This window comes from Ktedonobacterales bacterium (assembly GCA_036557285.1).
Taxonomy (GTDB): Bacteria; Chloroflexota; Ktedonobacteria; order Ktedonobacterales; family DATBGS01; genus DATBHW01.
In genome coordinates this window covers 1-17,260 of the sequence record DATBHW010000033.1, presented here as the reverse complement: position 1 = coordinate 17,260, position 17,260 = coordinate 1, and the positions used below count along the sequence as shown (strand labels likewise).

At 58.5% G+C, this 17,260-nt stretch carries 13 protein-coding genes and 1 tRNA gene; 4 read left to right on the top strand and 10 right to left on the bottom strand.

Annotation, left to right across the window (positions count from 1 at the left end):
• Nucleotides 1–53 precede the first annotated feature (53 nt).
• From VH599_09595 to VH599_09585, 3 genes are all read right to left on the bottom strand, one after another.
• Nucleotides 54–1,565, bottom strand: coding sequence for a hemolysin family protein (locus VH599_09595; GenBank protein HEY7348553.1), 1,512 nt, complete (start codon nucleotides 1,563–1,565; stop codon nucleotides 54–56).
• 9 nt (nucleotides 1,566–1,574) lie between these two features.
• The gene (gene glmU, locus VH599_09590) at nucleotides 1,575–3,044 is read right to left on the bottom strand and encodes a bifunctional UDP-N-acetylglucosamine diphosphorylase/glucosamine-1-phosphate N-acetyltransferase GlmU (GenBank protein ID HEY7348552.1); all 1,470 of its coding nucleotides are present in this window, start codon (nucleotides 3,042–3,044) and stop codon (nucleotides 1,575–1,577) included.
• A gap of 49 nt (nucleotides 3,045–3,093) precedes the next feature.
• Nucleotides 3,094–3,164: transfer RNA gene (locus VH599_09585), tRNA-Gln, on the bottom strand.
• Between the two features lie 237 nt (nucleotides 3,165–3,401).
• Here VH599_09585 and VH599_09580 point away from each other — a divergent pair.
• Together VH599_09580 and VH599_09575 are read left to right on the top strand one after the other, a co-directional pair.
• The gene (locus tag VH599_09580; protein HEY7348551.1) at nucleotides 3,402–4,106 is read left to right on the top strand and encodes an HIT domain-containing protein; all 705 of its coding nucleotides are present in this window, start codon (nucleotides 3,402–3,404) and stop codon (nucleotides 4,104–4,106) included.
• Nucleotides 4,090–4,953: a 3-hydroxybutyryl-CoA dehydrogenase gene (locus VH599_09575; GenBank protein ID HEY7348550.1), complete on the top strand. Its 864-nt coding sequence runs from the start codon at nucleotides 4,090–4,092 to the stop codon at nucleotides 4,951–4,953. The genes VH599_09580 and VH599_09575 overlap by 17 nt, the downstream gene beginning before the upstream one ends.
• 68 nt (nucleotides 4,954–5,021) lie before the next feature.
• Here the strand turns inward: VH599_09575 and secA are convergent, their stop codons facing one another.
• Nucleotides 5,022–8,264, bottom strand: a complete 3,243-nt coding sequence (secA, locus tag VH599_09570) for a preprotein translocase subunit SecA (GenBank protein HEY7348549.1) — start codon at nucleotides 8,262–8,264, stop codon at nucleotides 5,022–5,024.
• Nucleotides 8,265–8,673: 409 nt separating this feature from the next.
• Here secA and VH599_09565 point away from each other — a divergent pair, with 409 nt between their 5' ends.
• Nucleotides 8,674–9,183, top strand: coding sequence for a hypothetical protein (locus tag VH599_09565; GenBank protein ID HEY7348548.1), 510 nt, complete (start codon nucleotides 8,674–8,676; stop codon nucleotides 9,181–9,183).
• A gap of 74 nt (nucleotides 9,184–9,257) precedes the next feature.
• Here VH599_09565 and VH599_09560 read toward each other — a convergent pair whose 3' ends face one another.
• Genes VH599_09560 through VH599_09540 form a run of 5 tightly spaced genes read right to left on the bottom strand, consistent with a single transcriptional unit; the run spans nucleotide 9,258 to nucleotide 14,355 of the window.
• On the bottom strand, nucleotides 9,258–10,019 hold the full coding sequence (locus VH599_09560) for a CoA-transferase (GenBank protein ID HEY7348547.1): 762 nt from the start codon (nucleotides 10,017–10,019) through the stop codon (nucleotides 9,258–9,260).
• A 23-nt stretch (nucleotides 10,020–10,042) separates the two neighbouring features.
• Nucleotides 10,043–10,963, bottom strand: a complete 921-nt coding sequence (locus VH599_09555) for a CoA-transferase (protein ID HEY7348546.1) — start codon at nucleotides 10,961–10,963, stop codon at nucleotides 10,043–10,045.
• Between the two features lie 11 nt (nucleotides 10,964–10,974).
• Nucleotides 10,975–11,805: an enoyl-CoA hydratase-related protein gene (locus VH599_09550; GenBank protein HEY7348545.1), complete on the bottom strand. Its 831-nt coding sequence runs from the start codon at nucleotides 11,803–11,805 to the stop codon at nucleotides 10,975–10,977.
• A 46-nt stretch (nucleotides 11,806–11,851) separates the two neighbouring features.
• Nucleotides 11,852–12,739 carry a GNAT family N-acetyltransferase gene (locus VH599_09545; protein ID HEY7348544.1) on the bottom strand — a complete coding sequence of 296 codons (888 nt, stop codon included), beginning with the start codon at nucleotides 12,737–12,739 and terminating at the stop codon, nucleotides 11,852–11,854.
• Nucleotides 12,740–12,762: 23 nt separating this feature from the next.
• Complete coding sequence (locus VH599_09540) at nucleotides 12,763–14,355, bottom strand: benzoate-CoA ligase family protein (GenBank protein ID HEY7348543.1); 1,593 nt, start codon at nucleotides 14,353–14,355, stop codon at nucleotides 12,763–12,765.
• 175 nt (nucleotides 14,356–14,530) lie between these two features.
• Between VH599_09540 and VH599_09535 the strand changes: the two genes are divergently transcribed.
• The gene (locus tag VH599_09535) at nucleotides 14,531–15,352 is read left to right on the top strand and encodes a TlyA family RNA methyltransferase (GenBank protein HEY7348542.1); all 822 of its coding nucleotides are present in this window, start codon (nucleotides 14,531–14,533) and stop codon (nucleotides 15,350–15,352) included.
• A gap of 60 nt (nucleotides 15,353–15,412) precedes the next feature.
• Here VH599_09535 and VH599_09530 read toward each other — a convergent pair whose 3' ends face one another.
• Nucleotides 15,413–16,831: a hypothetical protein gene (locus tag VH599_09530; GenBank protein ID HEY7348541.1), complete on the bottom strand. Its 1,419-nt coding sequence runs from the start codon at nucleotides 16,829–16,831 to the stop codon at nucleotides 15,413–15,415.
• Nucleotides 16,832–17,260 lie beyond the last annotated feature (429 nt).

Below are 17,260 nucleotides of genomic sequence, written 5' to 3'. Positions count from 1 at the left end.
CGCTTCATTCTGTGTAGTATTGTAGCATAGCCTGTCCAGGCAGATGTGGGCGCTCATTCGCTTAGCTGGTGGCCTGTGCTGGCGCGCTCGGCGTGACTGCGGTTGTTGGGAGGTGTGCCGTTGTTTGTGTGCTGCGGCGGCGCTGCGGCCTCATCCTCGCCTGCCTGATGATGGTCCTCTACGTGGCGGATGACTTTCACTTTGGTGATACGTCTTCCCCTGGTTGAAAGGACCGTCATGGCGAGGTTTCGGTATGAGACCTCATCGCCTACGCTGGGTACTTTATCCAGTTGAGCATAGACAAAGCCGCCCAGTGTATCGTAATCTTCATCCGTGAGCCTTGTATCGAGAACCTCATTGAAATCATCAATGCTGATCTTAGCATCAATGATATATTCGTTATCACCAATTCTCTCGTAGAGAATCTCTTCTTTATCGTACTCGTCCTGAATGTCGCCAATAATCTCTTCTACAAGGTCTTCAATGGTCACAAGGCCGGCGACGGACCCATATTCATCAACGACAATCGCCATATGGACGCGCTGATGCTGAAGCTCGTGCAGCAGATCATCCAGTTTCTTGGATTCAGGGACAAAGTAGGCCGGACGCACAAAATCGCGTACCTTTGCCTGGGTGTTGCCCTGACGCAAGTGGCGTAGGAGGTCTTTGGCGTAGAGGACACCGATAAGATTATCAATGGTATCTTCATAGACCGGAATGCGCGATTGCCCACCCTGCATGATAAGTGTGGCGGCCTCATCCAGCGTGTCTTCGCTCTCCAGCGTGACCATATCAATGCGCGGTATCATGATTTCCCGCACCGGGCGATCACCTAACTCGAAGATACTGTGAATCATCTCCCGCTCTTCTTCTTCGATAACCCCTTCCTCTTCACCCACCGCCACCAGCATGCGCAATTCTTCTTCGGTGACGAAGGGGCCACGTCGGCGGACGCGCCCACCAAAGAGGCGCACCAGAGACGAGGTGATTGCGCCAAGAAACCTGATGACCGGAGATAGAAACCAGGCCGCGCCGCGCACAGGATTCACCAGAACCCGCGCCCAGCGCTCCGGGTTCTGGATGGCGGCTGTCTTGGGGGCAATCTCGCAGAAGATCAGCACTATTAGCGCGATCAGGAGGGTGGAGAGCAGTTCCCCCCAGCTTGCGGAGAGTCTGAGGGCCAGGAGCGTTGCCAGCGTCGCGGCCACGATTACCGCCACGTTGTTTACTACCAGAATGGTGGTGAGGAACTTGTTGGGTTCGGCCAGCAGCCGCTCAATCCTCTGGGCCGTCATATCTCCCTCTGCCACCATATTTTTGATTTTGATGCGGCTGACCGAGGTAAGCGCCGTTTCGGCGGCTGATGAACAGGCCGATAGGATCAGCGCGATGATGATCCCCAAAAGCTGGAACCATTCGGCGGCAGTAAACCCGGAAATGGCTGCGCTGGTATCCTGGGAGGAAGCGGCCAATGACGCAAGGGGCGCCAGACTGTGATGGGCGCTCAGGGCGCTGTAGACAGTAAAAAGAAGTGCTAACGGACTAGATGAACCACTACTATCCATAGAGATCGCTTACTCCTCTCCCTCTCCACGCGCTGGCGCGTCGGGCGGAGTCGGCGGCGTTGATTCTCCTTCCTGCTTCGTGTGTACACGACGAATCGGGCGGGCAGGCATGCCAACCACGAGCGTGCCTGGCGCGACATCATGGTTGACGACAGCGCCCGCGCCCGTTGTGGCGCCTTGTCCCATAGTGACGGGAGCGATAAACAAGGTATCGCTGCCGACGGAGGCGCCATCTTCAATCAAGGTTTTCTTCTTAATCGGCGTGCCGTCATAATTGCAAGTGATCGCCCCTGCGCCGATGTTGACGTTTTCCCCAACGGTCGCATCGCCCATATAGCTGAAATGGTGCATCTGCGTACCCGCGCCGATAAAAGACTTTTTGACCTCGGCGTAATTCCCCAGATGTACATTGGTGGCGAGATGCGCCCCTGGCCGGAGGTGACTCATCGGCCCAACATGGACGTTTGCTTCCAGAGTTGCCTCTTCCAGCCAGGAACCAACGATCTCACACTGATTACCAATCTGGCTGTCTCTGATGACGCTGTGCGGGCCAATGACGCACTCGCTGCCAATGGTGGCGCTGCCGCTGATCGTCGTGAAGGGGTGGATGACAGTATCCTGGCCGATCTTGACACTGGCGGCAATAAACGTGCTGGCGGGATCGATAATGGTGACACCGCTCAGCATCAGCCGCTCCAGGATGCGGCGGCGCACCAAGCTTTCTGCCTGGGCAAGCTGTACCCGATCATTGACGCCCATCACCTCATCCAGCGGCGCGCTGACGGTGGGGATGGTATAGCCTTGCTTCGCTGCCATCTCGACCAGATCGACGAGATAGTACTCGCCGCTGATGGCGTTACGCTGGACGTGCGGCAGATGTTCCCAGAGCCAGTCGGTCCTGATGCAATAGTGCGAGGTATTCACTTCCGTAATCGCGCGCTGCCAATCGCTGGTGTCCTTCTCCTCAACAACCGCACAGATACGCCCGCGCTCATCGCGGACCACGCGCCCGTAGCCGGTTGGGTCTGGAGCCTGGGCGCTGACAAGGGCGAGCGGGCTGTCGCTCTGGCGAAAAGCTTCGAGCAATGACCGCAGCATTTTTGTGGTCAGCAGCGGCGCGTCGCCTGGCAGAATCAGCGTATACGCAGGCGATGGCGAGAGCGAGGAGAGCGTTGGTTGTGCGGCCAGTACGGCGTCGGCGGTGCCAAGTTGGGCGCTCTGGGTGGCAAAGAGGCAGCGGCCAGCAAAGGCGCTGCGAATGGAGTCAGCATCCTGACTGACAACCACTACTATTGGCGGAGGGTCATCTGACGCTTCGCCGGGCGCAGAGGTTTCAGAATTGGTCGCCAATCCCTCTATAGCGGTCAGCGTATGCTCCAGAAGCGGGCGACCGGCCAGGGGGTGAAGCACTTTGGGCAACCGGGATCGCATTCGCGTCCCTTTCCCGGCTGCCAGCACCAGTGCAGCAAATCCTCTCATGATCGCAGTTGCGCCTCTCAGGAAATAGCCCAGGAAAAATCTGTAGGGGCTGGGGCGCCAGGATTCGAACCTGGGATCGCGGATCCAAAGTCCGCTGCCTTACCGCTTGGCCACGCCCCAATAGGTTGATGAGTCACGGTGGCTGGCTCTCATGTATAATACGCTATTGTGATATGGGTGTCAAGATGCCGCCTGCCTTGCTGTTTCACCGGCAGCTTCAGTGCAACTCCGCTGGCGGTTGCACTGATGCGGCTTCCCCTTGTATACTAACAAGAGATAGCGGAAATCTCCCTGCGTTCCGCGCAACCATGTATCCAGGTAGGCGCGGGCAGAGGCCACGTTTCGAGGAACCAATTCATGGGTTTGGAGCAACAACCCGCGCTTGATGCACCGCGTCCCCGCGAAGATTGTGCGTTTTGTGTCCGTCAAGACCTCCATAATATCCTGACTGAGAGCCAATCGTTCTTTCTGCTTGCCGATCACGCGCCCTTGATCGAGGGACATATCCTGCTGGTCCCGAAGGAGCATTATAGCTGTTATGGCGCGTTGATCCCGGAACTGGAGGAGGAGTTTTTGTGGATGAAGGCCAGGGTTGCCGAGTTTTTGAGCCAGACGTATCGCCCGCCAGTTTTTTTTGAGCATGGCATCTTTCGTCAGACGGTTTATCACGCGCACCTGCATTGTTTTCCCTTTGGGCCAATTCAACTTGATCTCTCTGCATATCATCCCCATCCTGCTCCCAACCAGGAGGATCTACGCGAGTGGCACGCGCAGCAGGGCCAGTATTTCTATTTTGAGCAACGAGTGGGAGAAGGTCAGCTTTTTCTACCCGAAGAGGTACGCTATTTCTCGTTCCTGGGGGCGCTGCGCAAAGAGGCAACAGCGACACAGGACGCCTGGCGTCCGTCTGATGAACGGCGGGTCAATGGGCGGCCCAAGATTGAGTCGCTGCTTCAGAAGTGGCGGGAGTTTGCCCAGGAATACAATACTGATGAAAGCCGACCCGGCCAAACGGCAAGGGCGCAGCACGAAGGAGATGGCGACGATGGCGATAGAGATTAAACGTGTCGGGGTCGTGGGATGCGGTTTGATGGGCAGCGGCATTGCCCAGACCTGTGCCCAGTCGGGCTACATGACGCTGGTGCATGAGGTAAATCAGCAACTGCTCGATAAAGGGCTGGCGCGCATTCATGGCGCATGGAGTATGCTGGTGGATAAGCAGAAGTTGAGCGAGGGACAGGCGCAGGAGGCGCGGGATCGCCTGCGCGGAACGCTGAGCTTGGAAGATTTCCGCGACTGTGATCTGGTGATCGAGGCGATTATCGAGAATATGGATGAGAAGCGCAAGCTCTTCCCCCAGCTTGATCGCCTCTTGCGGCCCGAAGCCATCATTGCTACGAATACCTCTTCACTGACGATCACGGAGATGGCGGCTGTGACCAATCGCCAGGATAAGATTGCGGGCCTGCACTTCTTTAATCCCGCGCCGGTGATGAAGCTGGTAGAAGTGGTGCGCACGATTGCCACCAGCGAAGAGACGGTTGAGATGCTGAAAGGCTTTGCTCGCTCGCTGGGCAAGACGCCTGTGGTTGCCAAAGATCGCGCGGGTTTCATCGTCAACTTTCTGCTGATTCCTTACATGCTGGCGGCGGTGCGCATGTATGAGCAGGGCTTTGCGACGATGGAGGACATTGATACCAGTATGAAGCTGGGCTGCGGCTATCCAATGGGGCCGTTTGAGCTGCTCGATTACGTGGGGCTGGATACCACGCTCTACGCGGCCCAGGCCATCTACGATGAGTTCAAGGACGCGATCTACGCGCCACCGCCGCTGCTCAAGCGGATGGTGCTGGCCGGGCGCTATGGCAAGAAGAACGGCAAGGGCTTTTACAACATGAGTGAGCTTTAACCGAGCCGCCCGCTGTCCGTCTGGGACAGCGGCGCTACGCGCAATGCGCTCATTGTTTGCCCGATGAATCACTTGCCATGACAGAGCTTGTATTTTTTGCCGCTGCCACAATAGCAGGGATCGTTGCGGCCAATGCGACGCGGGTCTACGGGAGGCGTGTTAGCTTTGCCCGCTGGCCTGGCCCCGGCTTTTTGCGCGGGATGTGGGCCGCGCGCTCCGGCAAAAGTTGGCTGCTGCTTCGGCCTGGGCTGCGGCCCCTGTGCGCGGGCTGCGGCGGCTGGAGCCTGGCCCTTGTGGCCGTTGGTGGCCTGGCCTGCTTTCGTGTTCCCGTTCACTTTGCCATGCCCGTTGCCAGAGGGCGGGGGGAGCATTTTCGGCGCGCGGACGCCGCTCACGCTGTCTGATTTTGCCTGGCCGCTGGCGGCGGCGATCTGCTCCAGATTCGTGCGCATATTGCGTGGCAAAGCTCTGGGCCTGGGCTGCTCCTCAATTTTCCGCGTAATCTGAACGCGCATCATCTGATCGCCGATGTCGTGCTGGATGGCGAGCTTGAGATCATCAAACATCTTGAACGCTTCGCGCTGGAACTCGACTTTGGGATCGCGCTGCCCTACCCCACGCAGGCCAATGCCGGCGCGCAGGATGTCAATCGCATCAATATGGTCCATCCAGAGCCGGTCTACCACTTGCAGCATGAACTGCCGCTCAACGGAGCGCATGATCTCGTCGCCTTTGTTTTCCCCTTCGTCAGCGAATTCCTGGCGAACCTTCTCCTCTTTGGCTTCATATGCCTGATGCGCCAGTTCGATCAGACTGTCGGTGAGGTCTTGACGCTTGAGGGTGTTGAGGTTGTCGGGGAATATCTCATCAGGTACCTCGAACCAGGGCTTGAGCGCCTGAATCAATTCATCCAGCCCCCAGTTTTCCGGGGCGTTGGCCTGGGTATGGATGCCCACCAGGCGCTCGATCTCTGCTTCGATCATTTGCAGAATCTTGGGGTGCAGGTTGGCGTGTTCCAGAATCTCGCGCCGGTCAGCGTAGATGACCTCGCGCTGCTTGGCGATCACATCGTCATAATCAACCACGTTTTTGCGAATATCGAAGTTGAAGCCTTCGACTTTGGTCTGCGCCTGTTCGATGAACTTGCTCGCCAGTGGGCTTTCGATAGGTATGCTGTCATCCATGCCCACAATATCCATCAGGCGAGAGACGCGATCAGTGCCAAAGCGGCGCATCAGTTCATCTTGGAGAGAGAGATAGAAGCGCGAAGAGCCAGGGTCGCCCTGGCGGCCAGAGCGGCCCCGCAACTGATTGTCAATGCGCCGCGCCTCGTGGCGCTCTGTGCCAATAATGTGTAGGCCGCACATAGTAAGTTCGCGCTCGTACTGCTCGGCCCGGCGGCGGTCGGCTTCTTTGGCGACTGACTTGCGCTGTTCCGGGGTGGCCTCCGCCGGGTCAATCTCTTTTTCGCGCAGCACATCGTCTTCCCACGCGCGCATAAAGCGGACGTAGCGTTTGCGGGCGTCGGCCTCGGCTTTCTGGCGCTGCTCGCTGGTGGTTTCGTCCGGGCCGATCTTGCGTTCGGCCAGGATGTCTTTGAGATGCTGCTCGACGGTCTGGCAGGCGCGAAGCTGCTCGACACGCAGCACGCGCTTGCGGTCCTCTTCGCAGCGTTTTTGGGCCTCTGCGAGCGCGTCTGCGCGGTCATCTTCGGTTGCCATCTCCAGATCAATGTCCCACTCATGCAGGATGCTCTCGACAAATTCGGCGGGATTGCCGCCCAGCAGGATGTCGGTGCCGCGACCGGCCATGTTAGTGGCAATGGTCACAGCGCCGCTGCGCCCGGCATTGGCGATGATGTGCGCCTCTTTTTCATGGAACTTCGCGTTCAGAATGTTATGCTCGATGCCTTGGCGGTTCAGCTTTTGCGCGAGGTATTCCGAGAGTTCGACGGAGGTTGTACCCACCAGCACCGGCTGCCCGGCTTCGTGGCGCTCTTTGATCTCTTCGACCACGGAGTCAAACTTGCCCTCTTCCGTCTTATAGATCAGGTCGGCCATGTCATCGCGGATCATTGGCTTGTGTGTGGGAATGACCATCACATCCAGTTTGTAGATTTTGTTGAACTCTTCGGCCTCTGTGAGTGCTGTGCCGGTCATGCCTGCCAGTTTCTTATAGAGGCGGAAATAGTTCTGGAAGGTGACGGTGGCAATCGTGCGATTCTCGTTCTGGACCTTGACGTTTTCTTTGGCTTCGATAGCCTGGTGCAGCCCTTCGTTGTAGCGTCGGCCAATCATCAGGCGACCTGTAAACTCATCAACGATAATCACTTCGCCATCTCTGACGATATAGTCCTTATCGCGCTTGAAGAGCGCGTGGGCTTTGAGGGCGTTGTCCAGATAGCGCGTCAGGTGCATATCGGCATAAATATTTTTGACGCCCAGCACGCGCTCCATCTTTTCAATACCAGCGTCGAGGATGGCAACCGTATGTGACTTGGCATCAACGAGATAATCGTCCTCTTCTTTCAGGCGCGGAACCAGCCTGGCGAATCTGGCGTACATCTCGGCAGATTCTTCGGCCTGCCCTGAGATGATCAGCGGGGTGCGCGCCTCGTCAATCAGGATGTTGTCTACCTCGTCTACAATAGCGTAATTGAGCGGGCGCTGGGCGCAGTAGACCAGATCGGGCGACATATTGTCGCGCAGATAATCGAAGCCAAACTCGTTGTTGGTACCGTAAGAAATATCGGCCTGATAGGCTTCGCGGCGTTCTGGCCCCTGGGGGTTCTGCGTGGTCAGAATGACGCCAACCTTTAGCCCTAGAAACTCGTGGATGCGCCCCATCCATTCGCGGTCGCGTTTGGCGAGGTAGTCGTTGACCGTGACCACATGCACGCCCAGGCCCGGCAGGGCGTTCAGATAGGATGGCAGCGTGGCGACCAGCGTTTTGCCTTCGCCAGTGCGCATTTCGGCGATCTTGCCCTGGTGGAGAACGAAGCCGCCAATCATCTGCACATCGTAATGGCGCAGGCCGATGGTGCGCCTGCTCGCTTCACGCACGACAGCAAACGCCTCCGGGAGTAATTCTTCGAGGATCTCATCGCGCTGCTTTTCGCGCTCCTCATCATCCTCGGCATCTTCAACAGCAGCGTCAATCAATTGACGGAACTCAGCGGTTTTGGCACGCAAATCCTCGTCGCTCAGCTTCTCTATCTCCGGCTCCAGGTCGTTGATGCGGACAACGATGGGTCGGATTTTCTTCAGCTCGCGCTCGTTCGGATCACCCATAATCTTTGTGATAATGCTCATTGGCGCCAATCACCCCTTTATTTCGTGCAGCAGCGCGACGATTTGGCGTTTCGCTCGTTGTTTGATTATAGAGAAGCAGTATTATTTTGAGCAGGCCCGCAGCGTGAGAACCTTTACCCTTGCTCACGCTCTATCAACGAATGGGAAGAGGCGGTTGTCGCAGCCAGTTCCCCATCAATTCTCTGTCATTATAGCACACAAGAGGCGACAGGCGGCCCCGCTGATGAGACGATAGGATCGGCCAGCACAGAAAAAGACGCCAGAGGGGCTAGCTTTTTCTAAAAGGCTGCGTTATACTAAGCGGGCTTGGGGATCATCAGAGGAGGAGCCACTTTTATACTTACAGGTCGTATGGTATAGGGCTGATGCTATTGGCTTTGCCTGATAAGAGGATTTATTGGAGGTCGTCATGATAAGGCAGTTTTGTAGGCGGATCGCGCGAGTTTTCGGCGGTCATGGCGGAGTACGCAACCTTACGGTTATCTTTATTATTGTTGCCGGTTTGCTGCTCTCGTGCTGTTTCGTTCTGGTGGCTGTGGCTAATGGTACGCCTGGCACAATTGCCGAGGCAACTGCGACCCCAGGTGGTGGTCCCCAGGGTCAGATAAGTACGCCCACCCCGACACCGACGACGGCTGTTGTGACGCCGACACCTACGCCCACCACGCCGTCTGTGACTCCTTCACCCACCCCCCCCTCTAACGATGTAACACCTACGCTGCCTCCCTGCAATGGGACGCCAACTGGCAGTGTTCCATGCAAAGGGCCGAATACTGGCGGTGGCCCAGGGAGTGGCCCACAGAGCGATGTGGAAAGTGGCGGCACGTCGGCGTTTCTGCTGGTTGCTTTGCTCTCGCTAGTCTTCATCGCTGGCGGCGTCACTGCTGCCCTGCGCGTTCGTCGCGCGCGTGGCCGCTGAGCATCGGCTAAGCAGGAGAAGAGGCGTGCAAAGAAACACACGCCCCTTCTCCTGGGGTGTTGCTTCGCTTGTTTCTAACGGGTCCAGAAGCCCTGTGGGTCGCATTCGCGGATAATCCTGAGTTCATCAGCGGTAGGCGCGGGCGTTGGCGCAAGTTCAGGCGAGCAGCGCAGCGCCCAGCCAGTATTCGCCTGTACTTCGTCGGCGCTGGTGAAGGGATGATAGGATCGCAAAAAGGCTTCCCCGGTTTCAGCATCAAAGCCCAGCACACCCAGCGTGGTGATGACGGCGCTGGGTCCGCCGCGCGGCAAGCCGACACGCTGCCGCCAGTTTTCGCCCTCGCCATAGCCGGAACTGGTAATAAAATCCACACGCTCGCGGAAACGGCGCTTATCGTGCGCCAGGATGACGGCCAGCCTCCCCGCCAGCGAAGCGATGTCGGCGCCGCCGCCGCTGCCGGGCAGCTTGACTGACGGGCGCTGCCAATCGCCAATGCGCGAGGTGTTGAGGTTGCCAAAGCGATCTATTTCCGCGCCTCCAATGAATCCCAAATCTGCCCGGCCCTGCGCCAGCAATCCCATGATGTTGAGCATGCGCGTGGCCCATTGCGCGCCCAGGATGTTGGGCGCGTCACCCATCGTATAGAGCAGTTCAGCGGAAGGGCTGTCGCGCATCAACCCGTTTTCAAAGAGTCCAATGGCGCCAGGTGCGTGAGTTCGCTTCGCCAATGCGAACGCCAGCAAGGGCAGGCGCATCCCCACAAACACGACTTCGCCATCGTGAATCTCGCGCGCGGCGCAGACGACCATCAATTCCTGGGGGGTATACTCAGGCATGCAGCGGCTCCTCTGTTCGTTGCTCAGTATCCGTAATCCGTCGGCGCGGCATAGCGATGCTCTTTGACGGCCAGGCTTTGCCATCGCTCTGCGCCGAGATGCGCCAGATACTCCTGGCGGTTGGCGATGCCAGTTACCCATTCAGCGAGCCACTGCTCAAAGCCTTCCAGGCTGCGCGTCCTGGTGTGGTATTCGCGGAAGGCGCCGTGATCGCGGTTATAATAGCCCTGCACAGGCGCGGGGTGCGCGCCGCCAGGCTCATGGACCACTGCCAGCGCCTTCACCGCAGGCGTCAGGACACGATTCGGATCGCTGAAGATTGTTTCAGGCGAAACAATCTCCTCGGCGACCAGAATAATACCCTGGGCGGCCATCGCTGCTTCCTCGCAGATGCCCAGGCAGCCCCAGACGTGGGCGTTCCCTTCGCTATCGGCGCGCTGGACCTGGAGAATAGCAATGTCTGGCCGGATAGCCGGAACCAGCAGCAGCGGCTCATTGGTCCAGGGGTCGGTTCCCTGTCGGAAGGTGGGATTCTGACGCGGTATATCGCTGCCCAGCAATGTTCTGGTGGGAAGGTATGGCGCGCCCAGGCCAGCCGCCAGCAGACTTAGCGCGATGCTGAAATTGCTGTGTTCTTCAATGATGAGCGGGTGGGGAATGCTCTGCTCGGCGGCGCGCCGGTAGTTATGCGCCAGCCCTTCGCTGACGTTGCCGACCCAGGCGGCCTGAACTTTGCGCACGCAGCCCGCGCCGATCATCTGGTCAAAGAGCATATCAGAGATGGGGCCGATCAGAGTCAGATCACACCGCCGCTGGCGAATAATCTCGTGTCCGGCGGCAAAGGGGATCAGCGCCTCCAGCGCCAGCCCTAACGCTACCGACGCGCCATCTGGCACGAAGCGCTCAACCGCTTCGCGCAGAGACATCAGTTTGTTGCCAGGCATGTTCCCTCCTGTCATTTCTCTTGCCAGATGGGAGGCCGTTTCTCCAGAAAGGCGTTGAGTCCTTCCAGTGCGTCGGCTGTCGCCATCAGTTCACGCAGATAAAGTTCGCCGATCTTTTCCAGCGCCTGCTCTGGTTCTGTTGGTTGGGCTACCCCCAGGAGAAAGGCGCGCTTTGCCAGCGCAAGGGCTGCGGCGCTCTTATCGAGCAGCAGCGCCAGAATGCGGTCTGTTTCCGCGCGCAGTTGGCCGGTTGGAACCAGCCAGCTCACTATGCCCTGACGATAGGCTTGATGGGCGCTGATGCGCTCCGATACTGCGCCGATTGTGCCTGAGCGGGCTGGGGCGGCATGATAGGCGAGACCAGCGCCGCCCTCGCGTACAAAGCAGGTATCTTCAGCCGCCAACAGCAGATCACAAGCCGAAAGCAAGATGCAGCCCAGGGGCGCGATTGTCCCAGCCGCAATTCCCAAAATGGGCGCGCGGATGCGCTGCAAAGCGGCCAGCGCCCGTTCTTGTGCCACCGTGAGGGCGCGCTCGCGCACACGTCCCTGCCGCCCTTCGAGCAACCCTTTGCTGCCCACGCCCTCAATGTTTGCGGCGTTGGCGCCGCTTCCGCAGGGCGTGAGGTCCAGCGCCAGCGATTTGAGGCCGGGTGGCGCGTTCCAGGTATCGAGCAGGTGGGCCAGTTCAGCCAGAGCGGAAACATCCAGCGGCGGATTGATGCTGATCCGGGCCGTATAGGCTGTTTCCTGGATGTCTACCCGGTGCGTTGTGAACGAAGGCGCTGCTGGTGTTGGCGGTGTGCCGGGAGCAGGTGTGTTCGGATCGAATGGTGTATTCATAGCCTTTACGGCGTTTGCAGCGCCGTCCTTAAGTATTCAGCGTAGATTAGCCGTAGTAAAGCTTGGAGAGCAGGGAGCCGCCAGGCGTCCATTGTTCAATTACTCCACAGGGTTCGTAGCCGAGCGACTTATAAAGATGCTCTCCCTCTGGCGTGGCGGTCAGTACGGCCAGCCGCGCGCCCTGTTCTCGCGCTTCTTGTAGTCCCTGAACGATCATGCGCGCTGCAATGCCCTGTCGGCGATAGGCGCTGAGCGTGGCGACATGATATAAGCCCGCTACCTCACCTGCGAGCAAAAGAGCCATCGCGGCGGCTGGCTGGCCGTCCAATTCCGCCAGATAGATATGGAAGCGAGGATTGACGCTGCACCAGCGCCCCATCGGCCCATGAGGAACGCCAAACACAGTGCAGATCACATGCAGGGCGCGCCAGCGGCCCTCCTCGTCATCCAGAGGCACGCGCCGCACCGTCACCTGGCGGTGCAGGCAAACGTTTGCCGAAGGCTCCCAGCCTTGCAGCGGTAACGCCATCGCCTTGGCGGTGCCCCAGGGATACATGCCCAGCCTCCGTAACTCGCCTGCCAGCCCGGGGGGATTGCCATTCGGCGTGAGCCACCACTGAAACGGCAGATGGTATCTGCGATAGGGCGCAATCGCTCGCTCCACAGCCTGGGCAGTGACCGGGCCAGCAGGGTGAAAGCGCAAGATATTATTCAACAGCAGCTCTGGCCCTTCAGGGGTGATGATGCGCACCCACTCGCTGGTGTCTTCCACCAGCGAGCGCGGGGGTTCTTCAATTGTGCCAAGGGTCATCCAGGCGGCGCACCAATTGGCTTCGACAGCATCAAGCGCGCGCGCCTGATCCAATACCTCTTTGCCCATGTGCGTGATGTCACGCGCCTTGTGGAGACAACCGCCAGAACGCGATCTCTTCACAAGGCGCGTGGATGCTTTCGCTCCTATGCCTGCTCGCGCAACTTATAACGCTGAATCTTGCCAGTAGCGGTCTTGGGCAGTTCTGCCACGCATTCGATCCAGCGTGGATACTTGAAGGCTGCCAGCCGATCTTTCACAAACGCTTTCAATTCGTCAATCAGCGCATCGCTTGCCGTCTGCCCTTGCTGAAGGACGACGTAGGCTTTCGGTTTGATGAGTCCGTCGGCATCGGCATGGCCCACGACGGCTGCCTCCAGTACTGCCGGGTGCATCACCAGGGCCGACTCGACCTCCACTGGCGAGACCCACTGCCCACCCACTTTTAGCATATCATCTGACCGGCCACAATACCAAAAAAAGCCGTCTTCATCCTGGTAGTATTTATCGCCGGTCTGAATCCATTCGCCCTGGATGGTCTGCTTCGTCTTTTCGTGCTTGTTCCAGTAGTAGGCGCAGGTGCTGTCACCTTTAATCAAGAGGTTGCCGATGTCTCCTTGCGGGACTGGCTGGCCCTGCTCATCAACGATCTTCGCCTCGTAGCCGGGTACAAGTTTACCCGAACTGCCTGGCCGCACCTCGCCCTGGCGGTTGGAGATAAAGATGTGGCAGATTTCGGTGCTGCCAATGCCGTCGAGAATCTCAACGCCAAAGCGCTCTTTCCAGCGCCGGTAGAAATCGGCTGGCAGCGGCTCTCCGGCGGAGACACAGACCCGCAGCGACGAGCAATCAAAGCGCTTTCCGGCGTCGGGGATTGCCAGCATCGAGGCGTACTGAGTGGGCACGGCATAGAAGATGGTTGGGTGATAGCGATCAATGACTTTGAGGAGGTCTTCGCCGATTGGTCGGCCCGCATAATAGACGGCGGCAGCGCCTTCGGCGAAAGGGAAATACAGGTTGTTGCCCAGCCCATAGGCAAAGTAGAGTTTGGCCCCTGAAAAGGTGATGTCATCTTTGGTGATATTCAGGAAAGGGCGTGCATACAGTTCGGTGCAGAGGATCATATCGTGCTGGAGATGAACACAGCCTTTGGGGAAGCCGGTGCTGCCGGAACTGTACAACCAGAAAGCGGTGTCATCTTTGCTGGTGGGGGCCGCAGCCAGCGCATCGGAAGCGCCCGCAACCCACTCGTCGAAGTCGAGCAAGCCGACCTGTTCTTCGCCTGCATCCAGCTTGCTGCGCCCAATGACGACGATATGGCGCAGGTGTTGGAGCTGGCTGCGAACGCCCGCTATCTGCGGCCAGAGGGCCGCGTCTACTAGCAGCGCCTTTGCCCGGCTGTCATTGAGGATATAGACATAATCAGCCGGGCGCAGCGATGTGTTCATGGGGATGGGAACCGCGCCAAGCTTGATGGCCCCCAAAAACGCCGCAGCAAGCTGGGGAGAATCCAGCAGCAGCAGGGCCACGCGCTGTTCCCTCTCCATGCCGAGATTGTCCAGGCTATTGCCGATGCGATTTGCCAGCGCCTGCAACTGGCGATAGGTCCAGCCCTGGTCTTCGTAGTAGACGGCGATACGCTCGCCACGCCCCTCTTCTACATTGCGATCCAGGAACGTGGAGGCTGCGTTGTAGGTGTCGGGGAGAACGATCTGAGGGATGTTGATGGAAACAGTCATGGGGACGACCTCCTGAATTCGACGGCGAACGATATACGCGGAGGAACACCTAAGAGTATAGTCAGTCAGACAGCGTGGGTCAAGAGGAATGCCGGTCGCGCTGGTCTGTTTATAATTTGGAAGCGCCAGCATCCGAGATGAATCATATGCTACTCTGAACAGGGAGGAGGACGCGATGGCTGCAAGCAGAAAAGAACGGGTGGACCAGTTGTTGGTCCAGCGCGGGCTGGCGCCCAGCCGCGAACGAGCCAGAGCACTGATTATGGCGGGCCTCGTGACGGTTGGCGGGCGGGTGATTGATAAGGCGGGTACACTGGTGTCCGTAGATACGCTCTGCGAGGTGCGCGATAGCCGGGGCGAATTACGCTACGCCAGCCGGGGCGGCCTGAAGCTGGAACGCGCGCTCGATGCGTTTGGCCTCAGTCCGGCGGGGTTGACCTGCCTGGATGTTGGCGCTTCCACCGGCGGCTTTACGGATGTGCTGCTTCAGCGAGGGGCGCGCCTGGTGTACGCGGTGGATGTCGGCCAGGGGCAGCTTGCCTGGGAACTGCGCAACGATCCGCGCGTGGTGGTAATGGAGCGCACGAATATTCGCTATCTGGAGCATCTGCCCGCACCTGTCCAGTGCGCCGTTATTGATGTCTCATTTATTTCGCTGCGGCTTGTGCTGCCGCGTGTAGCCGCGCTGACGACTCCGGCAGCCTGGATGGTGGCCTTGGTGAAACCGCAGTTTGAGGCTGGCAAGGCCGAGGCTGATCGGGGGGCAGGCGTCATCAGCGACCCACAGGTACGCCGCCGTGTGCTGCTGACGCTGTGCGACTGGGCGCCAGCGCAGACCCCACCGCTCTTTCCGAGCGGGCTGACCACTTCACCTATCGCTGGCCGGGATGGCAATCGAGAGTACTTGCTCTGGTTAGAAAAACAGCCGGGCTTTGGGCCAGGAGTTGACGCAGCGGGAATCGAGCAAGTTATCAGGCGAGAGGCGCAGCGTTCTTGAGACGAGCGGCGCAGCGGATGGGCGCGCCGCTCGTCTGCGCTCCTTATGGTGAAGAAGGCGCTATGGGGTACATTGGAGGGCGCAATGGGAGCCGCCCGGTGGAGTAGCCGGTATGTGAACAAGCCCGATGATATTACTGTATCCATTGACCACTGCCAGTAATGAAATGGCGGCTGTCTGGGTATCCATAGCATAGATGCCGTTGTCGGCGTACAGCAGGAGGGTATGATTATCGAGCCAGCCTCCCAGTTCCACCAGGCGCGCGCTGAAGTTCGCCACCACCGTTGGCGGGCTATTCCCCTTCGTGTCAGCAACATAGAGCGCGCTATGCCGGTCATAGGGGCCGGTATCGTCTGAGGAGAACTGGATATACGCAAGCGATTTGTTATCAGATGAAATGATCGGCGTCGTAATCCAATGATACGCTGAGAAGCTGTGGACGTTGGTTTGAGGTGGAACAATCATCACTGGATTGCCGGTCCCGCTTCCATTCCAGCCCACCACTGATAGACTGTTTCCATAGGGTTGACTTCCAATCTGGGCTGGTACGCTGTTATCGGTTGGTTCTGGAACGACGCCGGTGGTCGGAGCGAAGGCCAGAAGCGTGTGATCTGGAGAAAGCGCCAGAGGCGCCTGGCCCTGGTCTTCGGCCAGCATCTCCTGGCCTACCTGCTGCTGGTCCTGATTAAAGGCCCACAGCCCCGTTCCCTGGTCAGCGGGTGTCCCTAGATTATCCGTTAAGAGCAAGGAAGCTGCTCCATGTATGTCGGCTCTTGAGAGTCCAAAGATCATATAGCAGGGGCAGGTATTCGCAGGCTGCTCATAGAGCAAGGTGGGCGACACGCTGCCCGCTGCTGTCAGCGCAGCCTCATAAAGCGAGATAGCGCCGCTGCCATTATGTGGCTCGACACTCCAGAATATCTCCTGCCCATCGGCGCTCATCGCCATCGAAGCGATGACCTGTTTCTGCGTATCAATGTTGGCAATCTGAAGCGGTGTCGTCGTTTCTCCTTCGAAGAACCTGAAGAGATCGAGGAGATAAAGGCCGTTTCCCGCATAGAGTAGCTGGCCCTTGCTGGTCAGGAGCGGCGGGACAAGCGCCGAATAGCCAGGTGTGTTGAGTTTTTCGGGGAGAGCAACGTTGGCTCTCAGCAGGTAGACCCCATTTCTATTGGCATAGATCATCCCGCTTCTGGTTGGCAGGCTTGGCGGCAGGCCATTGCTTGCCGGGCCAATGATGGGAGAAGGCAGGGACAGATTGGCGCCTGAGCCTGTGTGTGCGCCGTTGGCGCTGTGTGTTGGGGAAGGTAAGAAGATCGGTGTTCCCACTGCTGATTGGTAGTGTGGCTGCCCCTGAGCCTGGAGGCTGGCGCTGACCGCTCCTGCTGCCCCAATCAGGATCACCGCCAACAAAAGTATGGCGATGACGATCCACCCTCTGCGCCGGAAACGCCGGGGTCGTTGTATGATGACATGCACTGATTTGCCTTTATACTATTTGTATTTGGATGAATAAACTGGGGGACGGAAGCCACATGTACAGCCGTTGATCCCTCCAGAATCAAGAGTATACAGTTTCTCAACAATGGATAACCATTGCCTTGTTGGTACGAATGCAGTGGTCATCAGCGCCCCAGGCTGAATCAACCAAACACACGTTACCCGTACTGGCCGAACTGCTCACGGCCTCTATCTCCTGCTTCTGCTCACGCAGAGGAGTCGGAGAATGCTTGCCTTTCCTCTCGCCCTTTGGCTGTGTGCTTATCTGTTGCCAGACGCTTGCCGAATCGGCGGCAGAGGACGCGCTCGTTTTACCCCCTCGGCGATTTTGGAGGGGAACCCCACCACGCCCGGAAAGCAGTCTATCACCAGCAATGACCAAAAGCAAGGGGAAGCAATGACACCACC